General features: G+C 72.6%; 17 protein-coding genes and 1 riboswitch. Of the genes, 11 read left to right on the top strand and 6 right to left on the bottom strand.

The genetic code is table 11. The annotated features are described in order from the left end of the window. Nucleotides 1–19 precede the first annotated feature (19 nt). From ABZ624_RS26310 to ABZ624_RS26295, 4 genes are all read left to right on the top strand, one after another. Nucleotides 20–1,414 carry a pitrilysin family protein gene (locus ABZ624_RS26310; RefSeq protein WP_360093749.1) on the top strand — a complete coding sequence of 465 codons (1,395 nt, stop codon included), beginning with the start codon at nt 20–22 and terminating at the stop codon, nt 1,412–1,414. Further along, nucleotides 1,411–2,799 (top strand): pitrilysin family protein, encoded by a 1,389-nt coding sequence (locus ABZ624_RS26305; RefSeq protein WP_360093746.1) that lies wholly within the window; start codon nt 1,411–1,413, stop codon nt 2,797–2,799. The genes ABZ624_RS26310 and ABZ624_RS26305 overlap by 4 nt, the downstream gene beginning before the upstream one ends. Before the next feature lie 213 nt (nt 2,800–3,012). Beyond that, a riboswitch (cyclic di-AMP (ydaO/yuaA leader) is annotated at nt 3,013–3,208 on the top strand. 12 nt (nt 3,209–3,220) lie between these two features. Continuing rightward, complete coding sequence (locus tag ABZ624_RS26300; protein ID WP_360093743.1) at nt 3,221–3,964, top strand: M23 family metallopeptidase; 744 nt, start codon at nt 3,221–3,223, stop codon at nt 3,962–3,964. A gap of 197 nt (nt 3,965–4,161) precedes the next feature. Then, complete coding sequence (locus ABZ624_RS26295) at nt 4,162–4,848, top strand: GntR family transcriptional regulator (protein WP_360093740.1); 687 nt, start codon at nt 4,162–4,164, stop codon at nt 4,846–4,848. A 140-nt stretch (nt 4,849–4,988) separates the two neighbouring features. Here the strand turns inward: ABZ624_RS26295 and ABZ624_RS26290 are convergent, their stop codons facing one another. Further along, nucleotides 4,989–5,270 carry an HPr family phosphocarrier protein gene (locus ABZ624_RS26290; RefSeq protein WP_114255742.1) on the bottom strand — a complete coding sequence of 94 codons (282 nt, stop codon included), beginning with the start codon at nt 5,268–5,270 and terminating at the stop codon, nt 4,989–4,991. A 178-nt stretch (nt 5,271–5,448) separates the two neighbouring features. On the opposite strand from ABZ624_RS26290, the gene ABZ624_RS26285 reads away from it, so the two are divergent. From ABZ624_RS26285 to ABZ624_RS26270, 4 genes are all read left to right on the top strand, one after another. Continuing rightward, the gene (locus tag ABZ624_RS26285) at nt 5,449–8,334 is read left to right on the top strand and encodes a GNAT family N-acetyltransferase (RefSeq protein ID WP_360093737.1); all 2,886 of its coding nucleotides are present in this window, start codon (nt 5,449–5,451) and stop codon (nt 8,332–8,334) included. A 160-nt stretch (nt 8,335–8,494) separates the two neighbouring features. After that, a complete protein-coding gene (locus ABZ624_RS26280) occupies nt 8,495–9,082 on the top strand; it encodes a DUF5998 family protein (protein ID WP_360093734.1) in 588 nt (195 codons plus the stop codon). Continuing rightward, complete coding sequence (locus ABZ624_RS26275) at nt 9,082–10,272, top strand: nucleotide pyrophosphatase/phosphodiesterase family protein (RefSeq protein ID WP_360093731.1); 1,191 nt, start codon at nt 9,082–9,084, stop codon at nt 10,270–10,272. The genes ABZ624_RS26280 and ABZ624_RS26275 overlap by 1 nt, the downstream gene beginning before the upstream one ends. A gap of 43 nt (nt 10,273–10,315) precedes the next feature. Continuing rightward, nucleotides 10,316–10,966: a thymidine kinase gene (locus ABZ624_RS26270; RefSeq protein ID WP_360093728.1), complete on the top strand. Its 651-nt coding sequence runs from the start codon at nt 10,316–10,318 to the stop codon at nt 10,964–10,966. Nucleotides 10,967–11,497: 531 nt separating this feature from the next. Here ABZ624_RS26270 and ABZ624_RS26265 read toward each other — a convergent pair. After that, nucleotides 11,498–12,289 carry a VOC family protein gene (locus ABZ624_RS26265; RefSeq protein ID WP_360093725.1) on the bottom strand — a complete coding sequence of 264 codons (792 nt, stop codon included), beginning with the start codon at nt 12,287–12,289 and terminating at the stop codon, nt 11,498–11,500. A 322-nt stretch (nt 12,290–12,611) separates the two neighbouring features. Here ABZ624_RS26265 and ABZ624_RS26260 point away from each other — a divergent pair, with 322 nt between their 5' ends. After that, a complete protein-coding gene (locus ABZ624_RS26260; RefSeq protein ID WP_360093722.1) occupies nt 12,612–13,463 on the top strand; it encodes a sulfurtransferase in 852 nt (283 codons plus the stop codon). Nucleotides 13,464–13,519: 56 nt separating this feature from the next. Here ABZ624_RS26260 and sepH read toward each other — a convergent pair whose 3' ends face one another. The 3 genes from sepH to ABZ624_RS26245 all read right to left on the bottom strand — a co-directional run bounded on the left by sepH (nt 13,520) and on the right by ABZ624_RS26245 (nt 17,521). After that, complete coding sequence (sepH, locus tag ABZ624_RS26255; protein ID WP_360093719.1) at nt 13,520–14,560, bottom strand: septation protein SepH; 1,041 nt, start codon at nt 14,558–14,560, stop codon at nt 13,520–13,522. 443 nt (nt 14,561–15,003) lie between these two features. After that, nucleotides 15,004–16,323 (bottom strand): D-arabinono-1,4-lactone oxidase, encoded by a 1,320-nt coding sequence (locus ABZ624_RS26250; protein WP_360093716.1) that lies wholly within the window; start codon nt 16,321–16,323, stop codon nt 15,004–15,006. After that, nucleotides 16,283–17,521 (bottom strand): MFS transporter, encoded by a 1,239-nt coding sequence (locus tag ABZ624_RS26245; RefSeq protein WP_360093713.1) that lies wholly within the window; start codon nt 17,519–17,521, stop codon nt 16,283–16,285. Before ABZ624_RS26245 ends, ABZ624_RS26250 begins: the two co-directional genes overlap by 41 nt. A gap of 173 nt (nt 17,522–17,694) precedes the next feature. Here ABZ624_RS26245 and ABZ624_RS26240 point away from each other — a divergent pair, with 173 nt between their 5' ends. Both ABZ624_RS26240 and ABZ624_RS26235 read left to right on the top strand, forming a co-directional pair. After that, on the top strand, nt 17,695–18,822 hold the full coding sequence (locus ABZ624_RS26240; protein WP_360093710.1) for a ferrochelatase: 1,128 nt from the start codon (nt 17,695–17,697) through the stop codon (nt 18,820–18,822). A gap of 8 nt (nt 18,823–18,830) precedes the next feature. After that, nucleotides 18,831–19,646, top strand: coding sequence for an inositol monophosphatase family protein (locus tag ABZ624_RS26235; RefSeq protein ID WP_360093707.1), 816 nt, complete (start codon nt 18,831–18,833; stop codon nt 19,644–19,646). A 204-nt stretch (nt 19,647–19,850) separates the two neighbouring features. Here the strand turns inward: ABZ624_RS26235 and ABZ624_RS26230 are convergent, their stop codons facing one another. Then, nucleotides 19,851–20,024, bottom strand: a complete 174-nt coding sequence (locus tag ABZ624_RS26230) for a hypothetical protein (protein ID WP_023546087.1) — start codon at nt 20,022–20,024, stop codon at nt 19,851–19,853. Nucleotides 20,025–20,156: the final 132 nt, after the last annotated feature.

Raw genomic sequence — 20,156 nt, 5'->3', positions numbered from 1 at the left:
CGCTCGCGAAGGGACGTACATGCCCATGGGTCACACGACCACAGCCGAGGCAGGCTCCGGGGGCCTGACAGCGACCGAGCACCGCCTGGCCAACGGTCTGCGCGTGGTGCTTTCCGAGGACCACCTGACCCCCGTGGCGGCGGTCTGCCTCTGGTACGACGTCGGCTCCCGCCACGAAGTCAAGGGACGTACCGGCCTGGCTCACCTTTTCGAGCACCTGATGTTCCAGGGCTCGGCACAGGTCAAGGGCAACGGTCACTTCGAGCTGGTGCAGGGCGCCGGCGGCTCGCTCAACGGCACCACCAGCTTCGAGCGCACCAACTACTTCGAGACCATGCCCGCCCACCAGCTGGAGCTCGCCCTCTGGCTGGAGGCCGACCGCATGGGCTCGCTGCTCGCCGCCCTGGACGACGAGTCCATGGAGAACCAGCGGGACGTCGTCAAGAACGAACGCCGCCAGCGCTACGACAACGTCCCCTACGGCACGGCCTTCGAGAAGCTGACCGCCCTGTCGTACCCGGAGGGCCACCCCTACCACCACACGCCGATCGGCTCCATGGCGGACCTGGACGCGGCCACCCTGGAGGACGCCCGCCAGTTCTTCCGCACCTACTACGCGCCGAACAACGCAGTGCTCTCCGTGGTCGGCGACATCGACTCCGAGCAGACCCTCGCCTGGATCGAGAAGTACTTCGGCTCGATCACCGCGCACGACGGCAAGCCCGCCCCGCGCGACGGCTCCCTGCCGGAGGTCATCGGCGAGCAGAAGCGCGAGGTTCTCGTCGAGGAGGTTCCGGCGCGCGCCCTGATGGCCGCCTACCGGCTCCCGCACGACGGCACGCGCGCGTGCGACGCGGCCGACCTCGCCCTGACCGTCCTCGGCGGCGGCGAGTCCTCCCGCCTGTACAACCGGCTGGTGCGCCGCGACCGTACGGCCGTCGCGGCCGGCTTCGGCCTGCTGCGCCTGGCCGGCGCGCCCTCGATGGGCTGGCTGGACGTGAAGACCTCCGGTGACGTCGAGGTGCCGGTCATCGAGGCCGCCATCGACGAGGAGCTGGCCCGGTTCGCCGAGGAGGGCCCCACGCCCGAGGAGATGGAGCGCGCCCAGGCCCAGCTGGAGCGCGAGTGGCTCGACCGGCTCGGCACGGTCTCCGGCCGCGCCGACGAACTGTGCCGGTACGCCGTCCTGTTCGGCGACCCGCAGCTCGCCCTCACCGCCGTCAAGCGCGTCCTGGAAGTGACTCCTCAGGAGGTCCAGGAGGTCGCCAAGGCCCGTCTGCGCCCCGACAACCGCGCGGTCCTGGTCTACGAACCGAAGGCCCCGGAGGAGGCCCCGGACGCCGACGTCCCCGAGGACCCGGAGCAGGAAGCGACCGTAGAGGCCGGTAACGAGAACGAGGAGACGGCCAAGTGACCGAGCTCGCCACCATGGAGTTCCACCCCCAGCCGCAGCCCGGCGAGGCCCGGCCCTGGGCGTTCCCGGCGCCCGAGCGCACCGCGCTCGACAACGGCCTGACCGTGCTGCGCTGCCACCGCCCCGGACAGCAGGTCGTCGCCGTCGAGGTACTGCTCGACGCGCCCCTGGACGCTGAGCCGGCCGGCCTGGACGGCGTTGCCACGATCATGGCGCGGGCCTTCTCCGAGGGCACCGACAAGCACTCCGCCGAGGAGTTCGCCGCCGAGCTGGAGCGCGCGGGCGCCACGCTCGACGCGCACGCCGACCACCCCGGCGTCCGGCTCAGCCTGGAGGTCCCCGCCTCCCGCCTGGCCAAGGGCCTTGGCCTGATCGCCGACGCGCTGCGCGCGCCCGCCTTCGCCGAGAGCGAGGTCGAGCGGCTGGTCCGCAACCGCCTGGACGAGATCCCGCACGAGCTGGCCAACCCCTCCCGCCGGGCCGCCAAGGAACTCTCCAAGGAGCTGTTCCCGGCGACCTCGCGCATGTCGCGTCCCCGCCAGGGCACCGAGGAGACCGTCGAGAAGATCGACGCCACCGCCGTACGCGCCTTCTACGACCGGTACGTACGCCCCGCCACGGCCACGGCCGTCGTGGTCGGCGACCTCACCGGCATCGACCTGGACGCGCTGCTCGGCGACACCCTGGGCGCCTGGACGGGCACCACGGGCGAGCCGCGGCCCGTGCCACCGGTGGCCGCGGACGACACCGGCCGCGTGGTCATCGTGGACCGGCCCGGCGCCGTCCAGACCCAGCTGCTCATCGGCCGCGTCGGCGCCGACCGGCACGACCGTGTGTGGCCCGCCCAGGTGCTCGGCACCTACTGCCTCGGCGGCACCCTCACCTCCCGCCTGGACCGCGTCCTGCGCGAGGAGAAGGGCTACACCTACGGGGTGCGCGCCTTCGGACAGGTCCTGCGGTCCGCACCGGACGGCACGGGCGCCTCGATGCTCGCCATCAGCGGCTCCGTGGACACCCCCAACACCGGTCCCGCGCTGGAGGACCTGTGGAAGGTGCTGCGGACCCTCGCGGCGGACGGCCTGACCGACGCCGAGCGGGACGTGGCCGTGCAGAACCTCGTCGGGGTGGCGCCGCTGAAGTACGAGACCGCGGCGGCCGTGGCGAGCACGCTGGCCGACCAGGTCGAGCAGCACCTGCCCGACGACTTCCAGGCGACGCTGTATCAGCAGCTGGCCGCGACGGGCACGGTGGAGGCCACGGCGGCCGTCGTGAACGCCTTCCCGGTGGACCGCCTGGTGACCGTCCTCGTCGGTGACGCGGCCCAGATCAAGGCGCCGGTCGAGGCGCTCGGCATCGGCGAAGTGACCGTGGTGGCGGCCGAGTAACAACGGCACGCACGCGTGGGGCCCTGACGGTCTACACACCGTCAGGGCCCCAGCTCTTCCACTCCCTTCCCCAGATGCCCGATTTGAGGCGGAGGTTGCCTGTCTGCCCTGTGGGATGCGCTACAAAGGCCCGGATTCGTTTGGGATTCGAAAGCCGCCTTCCGTAGCGTCGTCCGGGCTGTTCGTCAGGCAGTGCGCCGCACCCGCGGCACCGGACAGCCATCGCCGAGTCCCCGTACGGCGCGAGCCAGGGGAGCCGGGGACCCACCCTCCTGTCGCCGCCTTCGCGGCTGGAGGGGCCCAAGTCCCTGGGGTGAATCGGACGCCCACGCGTGAGCGAGGGGGTCCGTAGGAGACCTTCCTGCTCCGAACCCGTCAGCTAACCCGGTAGGCGAGAGGGAAGGAAAGGACCAGCCACTTCATGGCGTTCATGTGCGCCACCGGGAAGCACCGCAAGCCCGGCCGGGTCAAGCGCACCACCGCTCAGGCGGCCGGCATCGCGGCCCTCACCACCACCGGCGTCATCGGCACCCTCGCGGCGTCCCCGGCGACGGCCGCCGAGAACACCGCCGAGCAGACCGGCCTCACCCCGGTGATCAGCGTCGGCGACGACATCGCCGAGCAGATCGACGCACAGGCCGCCGCCCAGCAGCAGGCCGCCAACCAGAAGGCGGCCGAGCAGGCAGCGGCCAAGAGGGCCCAGGAGATCCGCGAGGCCAGGGCGCGCGCCGCCAGGGAGGCCGAGCGCAAGCAGCTGAACGCCTTCGTGGTCCCGATAGCGAACTCCTACGTCTCCACCGGCTACCAGGCCGGCAGCTCCCTGTGGTCCTCCGGCCACCACACGGGCATCGACTTCCACGCGGCCAGCGGCACGCCCGTTCACGCGGTCGGCACGGGCACCGTCGTCTCCACCGGGTGGGGCGGCGCGTACGGCAACGAGATCGTGATCAGGATGGCCGACGGCATGTACACCCAGTACGGCCATCTGTCGTCGATCGGCGTCACGGTGGGCCGGCAGGTCACCCCGGGCCAGCAGATCGGCCTGTCCGGCGCGACCGGCAACGTCACCGGTCCGCACCTCCACTTCGAGGCCCGTACGACCCCCGACTACGGCTCGGACGTCGACCCCGTCGCCTACCTCCGCAAGCACGGCGTGAACGTCTGACGACCCTGCCTCCCCCCGCGCAGCCCCGGCCCGCACCGGCCGGGGCTTTCGCTGATTTCCGGGGCGCCCACCGGATCCGCTGACCAAAAAATATCCATGGATTCCGGCCCGCCGTCGGAATGTCCGACGCATTGGAATAGAGTCACGGAACACGCGTCCATCGTCGACGTTTCACGGGGATTAGACGGAGGTCGGTCATGCGTATTCCGGCGCACTCGGTGTGTACGGCGATCCGGGACGACATCGTCGCCGGTGTCCACGAGCGCGGCGGCCGCCTCACCGAGGAAGTCCTGGCCCGCCGCTACGGCGTCTCACGGGTCCCCGTCCGCGAGGCCCTGCGCACCCTGGAGGCCGAGGGCTTCGTGGTGACCCGCCGGCACGCGGGCGCATGCGTGGCCGAACCGACCGAGCAGGAGGCCGCCGACCTGCTGGAGATGCGCAAGCTCCTGGAGCCGCTCGGGGCCGCCCGGGCCGCCCAGCGCCGCACGGAGGCCCACCTGAAGGTGCTGCGCGGCCTGGTCAGGCTCGGTCAGGAGCGGGCCAGGCGGGGCCACAGCGACGATCTGCGCTCCCTGGGCGGCTGGTTCCACGAAACGCTCGCCCAGGCCTGTGGCAGCCCCTCGCTGACCGCGATGCTCGGCCAGCTGCGGCACAAGATCGCCTGGATGTACGCGGTGGAGGCGCCGCCGAGCCCGGTGGAGGCCTGGGCGGAACACGGCGCCATCGTCGACGCGGTGGCGCGCGGCGACGGCGAGCGTGCGCGGGCGGTCACGGCGCTGCACACCGAGCGGGCGACGGCCGCGCACCGGCTGCGTTTTCCCGGGTCCGCCGATCGTGTGAGGACTTCGCAACACGCCGTAAACATGTCGAGTCTTCGGCATTAACACGGGCGCCGTATACAAAGAAGGGTCTATTCGTCGGGAGTGAATTTCCGACGCCCTTTTATCATGCGCCCTGAATTCACGGTCCGGAAAACGCGGAAGCCGCGCCACCCGGAATGGGCGGCGCGGCTCCCGCGCCTTGCTCAGACGGTCTCGGGCAGCTCTTCCAGGCCCTCGGAGACCAGCTTGGCCAGACGGTCCAGGGCGGCGTCCGCGCCCTCGGCGTCGGAGGCGAGGACGATCTCCTCGCCGCCCTGGGCGCCCAGGCCCAGGACAGCCAGCATGGAGGCCGCGTTGACGGGGGTGCCGTCAGCCTTGGCGATCGTCACCGGGACGCCTGCGGCCGTGGCGGCTCGGACGAAGATGGAGGCGGGGCGGGCGTGGAGGCCCTCGGCCCAGCCGACGTTGACGCGGCGCTCAGCCATGTGTTGCTGCCCTTCAGTCTTCAGGGTTGTCTAGACCAGTTTCCCATATCGTGAAGCGTGCCCGGAGCGGGCCTTCGGCCTGCCCCGGCGTGTCGTCGGACCGCGGCCTCGGTCCGAGTCGTCGTCCTCCACAGACTGCCCCGCGCCGTTGTCGTACGCGAGCCGTACTCTGGGGCCCATGCAGACCTCGGCGGACCGGCAGGACCGGCACCAGTACCCCGCCCACTGGGAGGCGGACGTGGTGCTGCGCGACGGGGGAACCGCCCGCATCCGGCCCATCACCATTGATGACGCCGACCGCCTGGTCAGCTTCTACGAGCAGGTCTCGGACGAGTCGAAGTACTACCGCTTCTTCGCGCCGTACCCCAGGCTCTCCGCCAAGGACGTCCACCGCTTCACGCACCACGACTTTGTGGACCGGGTGGGACTCGCGGCCACCATCGGCGGCGAGTTCATCGCCACCGTACGCTATGACCGCATCGGTGCCGACGGTCTGCCCGCCTCCGCGCCCGCCCACCCGTCTCCCACCGCCCTTGCCGGAGGGCGCTCCGCGCCCGCCCCTCCTGAAACGGCCGAGGTCGCCTTCCTCGTGCAGGACGCCCACCAGGGCCGCGGGGTCGCCTCCGCCCTGCTGGAGCACATCGCCGCCGTCGCCCGCGAGCGCGGCATCCGTCGCTTCGCCGCTGAGGTGCTGCCCGCCAACAGCAAGATGATCAAGGTGTTCACGGACGCCGGCTACACCCAGAAGCGCAGCTTCGAGGACGGCGTCGTACGCCTGGAGTTCGATCTCGAACCCACCGACCGCTCCGTCGCCGTGCAGCGCGCGCGGGAACAGCGCGCCGAGGCCCGCTCGGTACGGCGGCTCCTCGCGCCCGGTTCCGTGGCGGTCATCGGCGTCGGCCGCGCCCCCGGCGGCGTCGGCCGCAGCGTCCTCGGCAACATCAGGGACGCCGGGTACGGCGGCCGGCTGTACGCCGTGAACAAGGCCTTCCCGGAGGGCGTCGAGGAGGTCGACGGGGTGCCGGCGCACCGGTCCGTGCGGGACATCGACGGCCCGGTGGACCTCGCCGTCGTCGCCGTACCGGCCGGGTACGTGCCCGCCGTGGTCGCCGAATGCGGAGAACACGGGGTGCAGGGGCTCGTGGTGCTCTCCGCCGGGTACGCCGAGAGCGGGCCCGAGGGGCGCGAGCGGCAGCGGGCGCTCGTGCGGCAGGCGCGCGCGTACGGCATGCGGATCATCGGCCCGAACGCGTTCGGGATCATCAACACCGCACCGGACGTCCGGCTGAACGCCTCCCTGGCCCCTGAGATGCCCCGCCCCGGCCGCATCGGCATGTTCGCGCAGTCCGGCGCCATCGGCATCGCCCTGCTGTCCCGGCTGCACCGGCGCGGGGGAGGGGTCACCGGGGACACGGGCGTGTCCACCTTCGTGTCCGCCGGCAACCGCGCGGACGTCTCCGGCAACGACGTCCTCCAGTACTGGTACGACGACCCCGAGACCGACGTCGCCCTCATGTACCTGGAGTCCATCGGCAACCCCCGCAAGTTCACGCGCCTCGCACGGCGGACGGCGGCGGCGAAACCGCTGGTCGTGGTGCAGGGAGTAGGCTCCGCGCCCCAGGGGCACGCGGTACGGGCGACCCGGCTGCCGCACGCGACCGTCTCCGCGCTGCTGCGGCAGGCCGGGGTGATCCGGGTCGAGACGATCACCGAGCTGGTCGACGCCGGGTTGCTGCTCGCGCGGCAGCCGCTTCCGGCGGGGCCCAGGGTGGCGATCCTCGGGAACTCCGAGTCGCTGGGGGTGCTGACGTACGACCGCTGTCTCGCCGAGGGGCTGCGGCCGTCGCGTCCGGTGGATCTGACGACGGGGGCGACGGCGGAGGATTTCCATCGGGCGTTGACGCGGGCGCTGGCCGACGACACGTGCGACTCCGTCGTGGTGACGGCGATACCGGCCATCGGGGAGGCGTCGCCGGGGGATGCGGAGTTGGCGGAGGCGTTGCGGTCGGCTGCGGCGGCGGTTCCCGGTAAGCCGGTGCTGGTCGTGCATGTGGAGCTCGGAGGGCTTGCGGAAGCGTTGTCGGCCGCGGCCAGTACGGCACCTCAGGCCGTTGACAAGGCACCCGGTACCGCGGACGGTGCCCACCCGTTCCCCCCTGCGGAACGACTGCCCAGCACGCCTGCGGCTCCTCCGGAAGGCACGCATCTCATCCCCGCCTACCCCGCCGCCGAGCGGGCCGTTCGAGCGCTCGCCGAGGCTGTCAAGTACGGGCAGTGGCGGCGGGAGGCCATGGATCAGGGGAAGGTGCCCGAGTACGACGACATCGACGAGAAGGGTGCCGCGCGGCTGATCGGCGAGCTGCTCGCGCGTGGGGAGGGGCTCACGATCTCCGACGCCGAGACCTGCGAGCTGCTCGGGAAGTACGGCATCCCGGTGCGGCGAGCGCTCCCCGCCCCCACGCCCGATGCCGCCGCCGAGGCCGCCCGCACCCTCGGCTACCCGGTGGCTCTCAAGGCCACCGCCCCGCACCTCAGGCACCGCGCCGACCTGGGCGGCGTACGTCTCGACCTCGCGGACGAGGAGCAACTGCGCCGGGCCTACGCCGAGTTGACGGAGCTGTTCGGCGAGCCGGAGGAGCTGCGGCCGGTGGTGCAGGGCATGGCGCCGCGCGGCGTCGACACCGTCGTACGGGCGGTGATCGACCCGGCGGCCGGGGCCGTGCTGTCCTTCGGGCTCGCCGGGGCCGCCTCCCAGCTGCTCGACGATATGGCGCACCGGCTCGTCCCGGTCACCGACCGGGAGGCGACCTCGCTGGTGCGCTCGATCCGTACCGCGCCGCTGCTGTTCGGCTGGCGCGGCTCCACGCCCGTCGACACCCCGGCGCTGGAGGAGCTGCTGCTGCGGGTGTCCCGGCTGGTCGACGATCACCCGGAGGTGGTCGCCGTCACCCTGGAACCGGTCGTCGTCGCCCCGCACGGCGTGAGCGCCCTCGGCGCCACGGTACGGCTCGCGCCCCCGCCCGCCCGCGACGACCTCGGCCCGCGCACGATGCCGGCCTACTGACCGGGCGTGGGGGAGCGCATGGAGATCGCCGGCCTGGAGGCCGACTTCGTCGCACCCGCCCACGGGACCCGTCCCGGGGCCGCCACGCGCGTGTGCGCAGGTTCCCGGGGTCTGCGCGACTGGCCCGGACCCCCCCTGCCCACGGATTAGGATGGACGCCATGGCCAAGACCAGTACGACGACCCAGGGGCTGCGCGCGGCGATCGAGCGCAGCGGCTACTACCCGGCCCTCGTGGCCGAGGCGGTGGAGGCCGCTGTGGGCGGCGAGCCCATCCGGTCGTACCTGGTCCACCAGGAGACGACGTTCGACCAGAACGAGGTCCGCCGGCATGTCACGGTGCTGGTCCTCACCGGCAACCGCTTCATCGTCAGCCACACCGACGAGCAGGCCGCCGACAGCACCTCCCCGACGCCGTACGCCACCACCTCCACCGAGTCCGTGAAGCTCGGCCGGATCTCCTCGGTCGTGGTCAGCCGTGTGGTCGCGAACCCGGAGCAGTACGTGCCGGGCACGCTGCCCCGGGAGGTCGTGCTGACGATCGGCTGGGGCGCGGTCAGCCGCATCGACCTGGAGCCCGCCGCCTGTGGCGACCCCAACTGCGACGCCGACCACGGTTACACCGGCAACTCCACGGCGGACGACCTCAGCCTGCGCGTCAGCGAGGCCGGGGACGGTCCGGAGACGGTGCGCCAGGCGCTCGCCTTCGCCCAGGCCATCTCGGAGGCGACCGCGGACATCGCGCGCTGATGTCCCAGCTCTCCGCCTGGGACCACCCGGAACCGCTCGCCCTGGACACCGCGCCGCTGCCCGAGTACGGCACCGGCTCGCTCGCCGATCTGCTGCCCACCCTGGCCGCCGGAATGGACGTCCCCGGCATGACCGCGACGATCCCGGAACTGACCGCCGCCGACCGCGTCTGTGTCTTCCTGATCGACGGGCTCGGCTGGGAGCAGCTGCGGGCCCACCGGGACGAGGCGCCCTTCCTGACCTCGCTGCTCGGCACCTCGCGCGGCGGCACCGGCCGCCCGCTGACCGCCGGCTACCCGGCGACCACCGCGGTCTCCCTCGCCTCCGTCGGCACGGGCCTGCCGCCCGGCGCCCACGGCCTGCCCGGCTACACGGTCCGCAACCCGGCCACCGGCGAACTGATGAACCAGCTCCGCTGGCAGCCGTACACCGATCCGCGCGCCTGGCAGCCGTATCCCACCGTCTTCCAGCTGGCCCAGGCGGCCGGGGTGCACGCCGCCCAGGTGACCTCCCCCATCTTCGAGCACACTCCACTGACCAAGATCGCGCTCAGTGGCGGCAGCTTCCACGGCCGGCTGAGCGGCGAGGACCGCATGGACCTCGCGGCCGGGCAACTGGCCGCCGGGGACCGCTCGCTGGTCTACACGTACTACTCCGAGCTGGACGGCGCCGGGCACCGCTACGGCGTCGCCTCCGACACCTGGCGCGGCCAGCTGATGTACGTCGACCGGCTCGCCCAGCGCCTCGCCGAGCAACTGCCGCCGCGCAGCGCGCTCTACGTCACCGCCGACCACGGCATGGTCGACGTCCCGTTCGACGAGGAGCACCGCCTCGACTTCGACACGGACTGGGAGCTGCGCGCCGGGGTCGCCCTGCTGGGCGGTGAGGGCCGAGCGCGGCACGTGTACGCGGTGCCGGGCGCCGAGAACGACGTACTGACCGTCTGGCGCGAGGTGCTCGGCGAGCAGTTCTGGGTGGCCTCGCGGGACGAGGCGATCGCGGCGGGCTGGTTCGGGCCGCACATCGACGAGCGGGTGTACCCACGGCTCGGGGACGTGGTCGCGGCAGCCCACGACGACGTCCTGATCATCGCGTCCGAGCGGGAGCCCAAGGAGTCGGCGCTGGTCGGCAACCACGGTTCGATGACGCCTGCCGAGCAGCTGGTCCCGCTGCTCGAAGTACGCTCCTGAAACCCTCCGTTCCGACTGTTTGCCGAAAGGTGCTCAACTCCTCATGCCCGAGCTGGTGTTCTTCTCCGGAACGATGGACTGCGGGAAGTCGACGCTGGCTCTGCAGATCGAGCACAACCGCTCCGCGCGCGGCCTCGTCGGCATGATCTTCACCCGCGACGACCGCGCGGGCGAGGGCAAACTGTCCTCCCGGCTCGGCCTGGTCACCGACGCGGTGGAGGTCGCCGACGGCCAGGACCTGTACGCCACGCTCGTGGAGCATCTCTCGCAGGGCCGCCGGGCCGACTACGTGATCGCGGACGAGGCGCAGTTCCTCGGCCCCGAGCAGATCGACCAGCTCGCGCGCGTGGTGGACGATCTCGGACTGGACGTGTACGCCTTCGGGATCACCACCGACTTCCGCTCCAAGCTCTTCCCCGGCTCGCAGCGGCTGGTGGAGCTGGCCGACCGCATCGAGGTGCTCCAGGTGGAGGCGCTGTGCTGGTGTGGCGCCCGCGCCACGCACAACGCCCGCACGGTGGGCGGCGAGATGGTCGTGGAGGGCGCCCAGGTGGTCGTCGGCGACGTCAACCAGGCGGCGGGCGAGGTCGGCTACGAGGTGCTGTGCCGTCGCCACCACCGCCGCCGGATGACCGCCGCAACGGCCCGCGCGGCAGCCCTCTCCCCGGACGTCCTCCCCGTCTCCCTGTCCTGACCCTCCCGCCCCCCGAGCGCCTCTCCCGCCCCCAGAGCGCCTCTCCCAGCCCGTCCCGGCCCGTCCCGGCCGCGCTGAGCCCGACCCTGACGCATCTTGAGCCCGCCCCGCTTCCGGCCCGCCCCGCCCCGCTCCCGGCCCGCCCCGCTCCCGGCCCGGCCTGGGCCTCTCCGCTCGGCTCGGCGGTCTTGAAGCCGGGTCCGGTCCGGGCCCGGCCTGGGGCCTCTCCGCTCGGCTCGGCGGTCTTGAAGCCGGGTCCGGTCCGGGCCCGGCCTGGGCCCCTCCGCCCGGCCTGGCGTGCCCTGAGCCAACCCCGCTCGTTCCCGGCACGCCCCTGAGCCCGGTCGGCCCCGTTCAGCCACGTCCCGAGCCGGTCCGGCGCCCTCGCGTGCCCCGCGTCCTTGGCCGGTCCCGGTGCTTCCCGAGCCTCGCCGAGCCCCGCCGAGCCTCGCCGGGTCCGGCCGAGCCCCGCCGGGTCCCGCCGGGTCCGCCTGGGCGTCCTGGGCCGGTCCGGGGGCGCCGCCGTTTCGCTCAGTGCGGGTTCTGGACCATCGAGAACTCCGCGCCCTCCGGGTCCGCCACCGTGGCCACGCGGCCGTGCGGGCTGTCGTGCGGTGGCCGGATGACCCGGCCGCCTAGGTCCGCGACCTGACGCGTCGTCGCATCGGTGTCGGCGACTTCGAAGTACGTCTGCCAGTGCGGTCCGCGATCACGGGGCAGGGCGTGGCCCACGCCGTGCAGTCCGGCCACCGGGCGCCCGGCGAGGTGGAGGGTCACGTAGTCGAAGTCGGCGGACACCACCGGCTCCTGCTCGTAACCGAACACGGTCGCGTAGAACTTGGCGACACTCTCGGTCTCGAAGGTCACCAGCTCGTTCCACGCCGGCGTTCCGGGCACACCGGTGATCGCGGTGCCGAGATGCACGGAGCCCTGCCAGATGCCGAACACCGCCCCGGAGGGGTCCGCCGCGATGGCCAGCCGCCCGGCCTCCGCGGCGTCCAGCGGGCCGACCGCCACGGTGCCGCCGCACTCCCGTACCGTGTCGGCCGTGTGGTCCACGTCGTCCGAGGCGAAGTACGGCGTCCAGGCGATCGGCAGCCGGCGGTCCGGGGGCAGCTGGCCCATGCCCGCCACCTCGTGCCCGTCCAGCAGCGCCCGCACATACGGGCCGAGCTGCTGCGGGCCCGGCCGGAACTCCCAGCCGAACAGCTCACCGTAGAACTCCTCGGTGGCGCCCAGCCCGTGCGCCATCAGGCTCACCCAGCAGGGCGTACCGGACGCACGCCGCGCGTGCGGACCGGCCGGCTCCCGTGCCTCGGTCATCGATCACTCTCTCCCCGGCCCCTCGCGGTGGCCGTGTCGCTTCCGCTCCCCGGAAGGGGTGTCCACGCCGGCGGCGGGTACGCCCGTGCCGGTGCCCGCATCCTCCACGGCTGCCTCGTGCGATACCGCGCAGCCGCCCGGCGCTACCTCCGGGAGGATGCCCGATCTGCCGTCCTTCGCCGCTTTCTGACGCGGGCCGGCGGGTGTCCGTCGGCTGTACAGCCCGTGCTCGATCCCGTACGCCTGGTGATCGAGCGTGTCCGGCCGAGCAGAGTAGCCGGACCTGGACGCCGCGGCCACCCCTGGCGTAAGGATGGACGCCATGACAGCCATCATCACCGCAACCGATCTCGCGCACGAACTGGCCGGGGACCGCCCGCCGCTGCTGCTGGACGTGCGCTGGCAGCTGAGCCTGGCCAAGGCGGCGGGCGCGCCGGCCTTCGACGGCCGGGCCGAGTACGCGGCCGGTCACCTCCCCGGCGCGGTCTTCGTCGACCTGGACCGTGAACTGGCCGGAGTGCCCGGGGAACGCGGCAGGCATCCGCTGCCGGACCTCGCGGAGTTCGGTGCCGCGATGCGCCGTGCGGGCGTGTCGGCCACCCGCCCGGTCGTCGTGTACGACGGCGGCCAGGGCTGGGCGGCGGCGCGCGCCTGGTGGCTGCTGCGCTGGACGGGTCACCCGGACGTGCGGGTCCTCGACGGCGGTTTGGCGGCCTGGGAGGGCGAGCTGTCCACCGAGGCGCCGGAGATGGCCGAGGGCGACTTCCGGCCGGCACCGGCCGCCGCGGGGCTGCTGGACGCGGACGGGGCCGCCGCCCTGGCCCGCGCGGGCGTACTGCTGGACGCGCGTGCGGGGGAGCGGTACCGCGGGGAGGTGGAGCCGGTGGACCGGGTCGGCGGGCACATCCCGGGCGCGGTGTCGGCGCCCACGACGGAGAACGTGGGCCCCGACGGCTGCTTCCTGCCCGCGGTGGAGCTGCGGGACCGCTTCAAGGCGCTGGGCGTCTCCGCGGACACCGAGGTGGGCGTGTACTGCGGTTCAGGCGTCTCCGGTGCCCACGAGGTCCTCGCCCTCGCCGTGGCCGGCATTCCGGCGGCCCTGTACGTCGGTTCGTGGTCCGAGTGGTCCTCGGACCCGTCCCGTCCGGTGGCCGTAGGTGCGGATCCGCAGTAGCGGCAGCCGGAAGCGGGGGCACGCGTGCGTGCCCCCGCCTTTGCCGTACGGCCTGCTTACTCCTGCTTCTTGCGCCGCGTGCCGAACACGATCTCGTCCCAGCTCGGGACGGCCGCGCGGCGGCCGGGGCGGACGCCGTCGGCCTCGGCCTGCCGGTCGGTCGCGCCGATGAGCCGGTCGCGGTGGCTGCCCACGGAGCGGGGCATGAGGACGTCCGCGTAGGCCGAGCCGGCCGAGGCGGCGGGGGCCGGCGGCTCCTCGGCGGCCGGTTCGTCGGCGGGCTCCTCCGGTGTCTCCGCCGGGCGCTCGGGGACCACCAGGTCGCCCCGGAAGCTCGGCACGGCCTCCAGCAGGCTGGTCAGCGAGTCGCGTTCGCCCGTGCTGTCCTCGGTGGGTTCGGAGGGCGGCGCGGGCAGGCTCGGACGTTCCCGGTCGCTCCGGTCGAGCGCGCGGTCCATCGAACGCTCGCGCGGCAGGCGGGCGATGCGCGGGACGAACGGGAAGCTCGGCTCGGGCACGGCGAGGTCGTCGGACTCGCCGATGAGCGAGCGCGCCTCGTCGTCCACGGCCTGGACGAGCCGCCGGGGCGGGTCGTACGTCCAGCTCGCCGAGTGCGGTTCGCCCGCGACCTGGTAGACGAGGAGCACCTCCCAGGTGCCGTCGTCGCGGCGCCAGGAGTCCCACTGCACGGTGTCCTTCTCGGCGCCGCGCAGCAGCAGTCGCTCCTGCACGGCCTCGCCGAGCAGCGGGCCGGAGTTCTCGCCGGGGCGGCGGACCGGGGTCTTGCGGGCGCGCTCCGCCATGAAGGCGCGCTCGGCCAGCACGGGCCCCTCGAACCGCCGTACGCGGTCGACGGGGATGCCGGCGAGCTGGGCGACCTCTTCCGCGGTGGCCCCGGCACGTATACGCGCCTGGATGTCACGCGGGCGCAGATGGCTTTCGACCTCGATCTCGATCTGACCGAGACGGGGCCGGTCGCCGCGCACGGCGGCGCGGAGCCGTTCGTCGATCGGAAGCGTGTACTCCGTAGAGTCGGCAGCCTTGAGCACCAGCCGTGTGCCGTCATTCGAGACGGCCACGACACGCAGTTCGGGCATGGGGACCTCCCGGGTGGTGCCTGCCGACGTCACGTGCGTCGCTGCTTCCGCTAGTCGAGTGTGGCCTGCCCGGGTGCAGCCTGCCACAACCTTGCCGAGTTGCCCGGCGTGTCGGGCACGGACCCTGGGGCGCCGTTATGGCACGGTTACCCGTTCGCAACGCTAAGTGACGAAATCTGTCACCCTGTGCAACTAGCCCCCTCCCGGCGGTCCTGCAAGGCCGCGGACACCCTGGTGGGAGACCGGACCCAGGGCTCGCAACAGTACTCCATTTGGACCATGTGCGTGGATGGGCGCGCCGCCCAACTTCTGACAAGGCTTGCGACTTGGCCCCTGGCAACCGGTTTTACCGATCACGAACGTGGCGGACTTCACGCAATCCGCAGAAACGGAACTATTGGTTTCGTCGGCACGTCCCTCCCTCGGAAAGTCCGTCACGAGGCCTACGACCCCAGAACCCTGCGCAAGTAGTCGTTCTGGAACAGCCGTTCCGGGTCAAGGCGGTCCCTCAGTGCGGTGAACTCCCCGAAACGCGGGTACACGCGCGCGAAGTACTCCGCGTCCCGCGTGTGCACCTTGCCCCAGTGCGGCCGGCCCTCGTGCGCGGTGAGGATGCGCTCGGCGGCGGTGAAGTAGGCGTGGTAGGGCGTCCCCCGGAACATGTGGACGGCGACGTAGGCGCTGTCCCGGCCGGACGCGGTGGACAGGGTGATGTCGTCGGCCGGGGCGGTGCGCACCTCCACGGGGAAGCTGACGCGCAGCCCCGAGCGGTCGACCATGGTCCTCAGCTCCCGCAGCGTCTCCGCCAGGGCCGCGCGCGGGACGGCGTACTCCATCTCCACGAACCGCACCCGGCGCGGCGAGGTGAAGACCTTGTAGGGGATGTCCGTGTACGTCCGCGCGGACAGGGCCTTGCTGGAGATCCGGGCGATGGCCGGGACGGTGGCGGGGACGGCGCGGCCGACCCACTGGGCCACCTGGAAGACGCCGTTGGAGAGGAACTCGTCCTCGAACCAGCCGGCCAGCTGCCCCACGGGCCGCTCGGGGCCGGCACTGCGGTTGTTCCGCTTGGTGTTGGTGCTGCCGGTGTGCGGGAACCAGTAGAACTCGAAGTGCTCGTTCTCGGCCCACAGCTGATCGAACTCGGCGAGGACCCGCTCGAACGGCATCGGCTCCTCCCGCGCGGTGAGCAGGAACAGCGGCTCCACGGCGAAGGTGATCGCGGTGACGACGCCGAGGGCACCGAGGCCTATTCGGGCGGCCGCGAAGACGTCCGGGTTCTCCTTCCCGGAACAGGTGAGCACCGAGCCGTCCGCCGTGACGAGTTCGAGGCCCTTGATCTGGGCGGCGATGGAACCGGACTCACGGCCCGTGCCGTGCGTGCCGGTGCTGGTGGCCCCGGAGACGGTCTGCTCCATGATGTCGCCCATGTTGGTCAACGACAGGCCCTCGCGCGCCAGAGCCGCATTGAGTCTCTTGAGCGGGGTGCCGGCCTCCACCGTGACCGTCATGGCTTCGCGGTCAATCCTGCGGATTCCGGTCAACAGTTGAGGGCGGATCAACACACCGTCGGTGGCCGCGATCGACGTGAAGGAGTGGCCGGTCCCGACCGCCTTCACCTTGAGGCCGTCCTCGGCCGCAGCGCGCACCGCCGCGGCCAGCTCGTCCACCGACGCCGGCGCGACCTGCCGGGCGGGCCGGGCGGAGACGTTCCCGCCCCAGTTACGCCAGGTGCCGTTCTTCCCGCTCGCTGTGCTGCTCAACGGTGCCTCCCCGACCCGCGGCCGGCCTGCGCAGCCGACGGTACCCCAGGAAACCGACCGCGACCGCGACGGCCCCGGACACGGCCGGAACCCCGTACCCGGCCCGTGCCCCGGCGGCGTCGATCACCCAGCCGGCCATGGCGGAGCCGAGCGCGACGCCGACCGCGAGGCCGGTGCTCACCCAGGTCATGCCCTCGGTGAGCTGCGCGCGAGGTACGTGCTCTTCGATGAGGGACATCGTCGTGATCATCGTCGGTGCGATGGACAGCCCCGCAACGAACAGTGCCACGGCCAGAAGCGGCAGGTTTCCGACCAGTAGGAGGGGGATCATACTCACGGCCATCGCCGCCACGCCCAGGAGCCAGCGGCGTTCCGGCGCCCCGGCGAACCGGAGCAGCCCGAAGACCACGCCGGCCGCACAGGAACCGGCCGCGTACAGCGCGAGGACCACGCTCGCCACGCCCTTGTGGCCGCGCTCGTCGGCGAAGGCGACGGTGACCACGTCCACGGAGCCGAAGATCGCGCCGGTCGCCATGAAGGTCGCCACCAGCACCTGCAGGCCGGCCGAGCGCAGAGCCGTACCGCCGCCGTGCTTCTCGCGCGGGTGCGGCTCCGGCTCGGTGGCGCGCTGGGCGGTGAGCCAGAAGACGCCGGCGGCCAGGAAGCAGGCGGCGAGCAGCGGCCCGGCCTCCGGGAACCAGGCCGTGGACAGCCCGATGGAGATGATCGGGCCGAAGATGAAGCAGACCTCGTCGACGACCGACTCGAACGAGTAGGCGATGTGCAGCTTCGGCGTGCCCCGGTACAGCGCCGCCCAGCGGGACCGGATCATCGCGCCCAGGCTCGGCACCGAGCCGATCCCGGCCGCGCACACGAACAGCACCCAGTCCGGCCCCTTCAGGTGCGCGGCGAGCAGCAGCCCGGCCGCCGCCGCGAGCGCCACCAGGGTGGCCGGGCGCAGCACCCGGCGCTGCCCGTGCTGGTCGACCAGGCGGGAGATCTGCGGGCCGATCGCCGCGGCGGACAGCGCCATGGTGGCCGACAGCGCGCCCGCGAGCCCGTACCGCCCGGTCAGCTGGGAGACCATCGTGACCACGCCGATGCCCATCATCGACAGCGGCATCCGGCCGAGGAATCCCGCGGCGGAGAACGCCTTGGTTCCGGGCTCGGCGAACAGGGCTCTGTAGGGGCTGGGCAACAGGGTCTCCGAAGCGGCTCGGTAAGGCGCGAATGCGGCCGATACAGCTTACGAATTAGGACACCCTAATTGCACCCCTGTTGACTGCGGGAAATACCGGCATAAACCTACTGGAACCCGACTCGTCACCCCACTGTTGCCCGGCTGTCAGCGCCGGGTGGCAGGATCGAGACATGCCAGACGCGCTCGATGCCACCCCCTACGACGCCCTGCTCCTGCTCTCCTTCGGCGGCCCCGAAGGCCCGGACGACGTGGTCCCGTTCCTGGAGAACGTCACGCGCGGGCGCGGCATCCCGAAGGAACGCCTGAAGGAAGTCGGGCAGCACTACTTCCTGTTCGGCGGGGTCAGCCCCATCAACGACCAGAACCGCGCCCTGCTGGACGCCCTGCGCAAGGACTTCGCCGAGCACGGCCTGGACCTGCCGGTCTACTGGGGCAACCGCAACTGGGCGCCGTACCTCACCGACACCCTGCGCGAGATGGTGGCCGACGGCCGCCGCCGCATCCTGGTGCTCGCCACCAGCGCCTACGCCTCCTACTCCGGCTGCCGCCAGTACCGCGAGAACCTCGCCGACGCGCTGGGAACCCTGGAAGCCGAGGGCCTGGAGCTGCCGAGGATCGACAAGCTGCGGCACTACTTCAACCACCCCGGCTTCGTCGAGCCCATGATCGACGGCGTGCTGCGCTCCCTCGCCGACCTTCCCGAGGACGCCCGCGCGGGCGCCCACATCGCCTTCACCACACACTCCGTCCCGACCGCCGCCGCCGACACCTCCGGGCCCGTCGAGGCCCACGGCGAGGGCGGCGCGTACGTCGAGCAGCACCTGGACGTGGCCCAGCTGATCGCCGACGCCGTCCGCGAGCGCACGGGTGTGGACCACCCCTGGCGGCTGGTCTACCAGTCCCGGTCCGGCGCCCCGCACATCCCATGGCTGGAGCCGGACATCTGCGACCACCTGGAGGAGCAGCACGCGGCGGGAGTCCCGGCCGTCGTGATGGCGCCGATCGGCTTCGTCTCCGACCATATGGAGGTCCTGTACGACCTCGACACCGAGGCCACGGGCAAGGCCGAGGAGCTGGGCCTGCCGGTGCGCCGCTCGGCCACCGTGGGTGCCGACCCGCGGTTCGCCGCCGCCGTCCGCGAGCTGATCACCGAGCGTGCCGCCGTGGAGCGCGGCCAGGAGGTCGCCCCCTGCGCCCTGGGCGCCCTCGGCGCGAGCCACGACATCTGCCCGGTCGGCTGCTGCCCGTCCCGTACGCCCCGCCCGGCCGCCGCCGGCGCCGACAGCCCCTACGCCTGAGGAGCCCCGTGACCGATGCCCTGCACCGGGAACTGCTGGAGCTGGCCCAGGAGGCCGCCCGCCGGGCCGGAGAGCTGCTGCGGGACGGCCGCCCGGCCGATCTGGCCGTGGCGAGGACCAAGTCCAGCCCGATCGACGTCGTCACCGAGATGGACATTGCCGCGGAGAAGCTGATCACCGATCTGATCTCCGGTCGGCGGCCCGACGACGGCTTCCTCGGCGAGGAAGGTGCCTCCAGCGAGGGCACCAGCGGCATCCGTTGGGTGATCGACCCGCTCGACGGGACGGTGAACTACCTGTACGGGCTGCCGACCTGGGCGGTGTCCATCGCGGCCGAGCAGGACGGCGAGACGGTCGCCGGGGTCGTCGCGGCCCCGATGCGCGGCGAGACGTACCACGCCGTGCGCGGGGGCGGCGCCTGGGTCACCGGCGCGTGGGAGGGCGAGCAGGCGCTCGCCTGCCGTCCCGCGCCCCCGCTGGACCAGGCGCTCGTCTCCACCGGTTTCAACTACGTCGCCGAGGTCCGCGCGCGTCAGGCCGAGGTCGCCGGCCGGCTCATCCCGCTGCTGCGGGACATCCGGCGCAGCGGCTCGGCGGCGGTCGACCTGTGCGATGTGGCCTGCGGCCGGCTTGACGGGTACTACGAGCGGGGGCTGAACGCGTGGGACTTCGCGGCGGGTGACCTGATCGCCCGGGAGGCGGGCGCGCTGGTCGGTGGGCGGCCGGGGGAGCGACCGTCACGGGAGCTGACGGTGGCGGGTGCGCCGGGTGTCTTCCAGCCCCTTCAGCGGCTGCTGGAGGACTTCGGGGCGTGGCACGACTGAGGCGGGGGCCGAGGCGGGTCCGGCACCGCCGATGACCGCCGTCGTGGCGGAGCGCCGTTGCGGCGGGAGAGAGGCACCTGCGGGAAGAGAGGCACCTGCGGGCGGAAGAAGCCGGCACCGGCAAGGTTCGCAGCGAGAAACCGGCAGACGCAAAGGGACCCCGGCGCTGGATTCGCCGGGGTCCCTTCTTGCGCTTTCGGCCGATCAGACGCGTGACGCGCCGACCTCCACACCGTGTTCGGCGGCGAGGCGTCGCAGGTCGTCGAGCTCTGCCTGCTCCACTTCGACGAGGAAGTCGTCACCCTCGTCACGAGCCCGCGACAGGTCGGACTCGGTCGCCCTTATGCGCTGCAGAAGTCCTGCGGTGAAAGCGTCCATGCTGCGCCCCCTCGTCCTGGGTCGTGGGTCGGTGGCACGGGGGTGTGCCTGTTGGGAAAGGGGCGATCACGTCTCTCGCAGGTGCCCAGCGCTGCCCTGCCGGGCGGCGACGGTGCCGGACACCCACGCCCA

Source organism: Streptomyces sp. NPDC007205 (genome assembly GCF_040634095.1).
In the GTDB taxonomy this organism is placed as follows: Bacteria; Actinomycetota; Actinomycetes; order Streptomycetales; family Streptomycetaceae; genus Streptomyces.
This window is presented reverse-complemented; position numbering and strand designations above follow the sequence as displayed.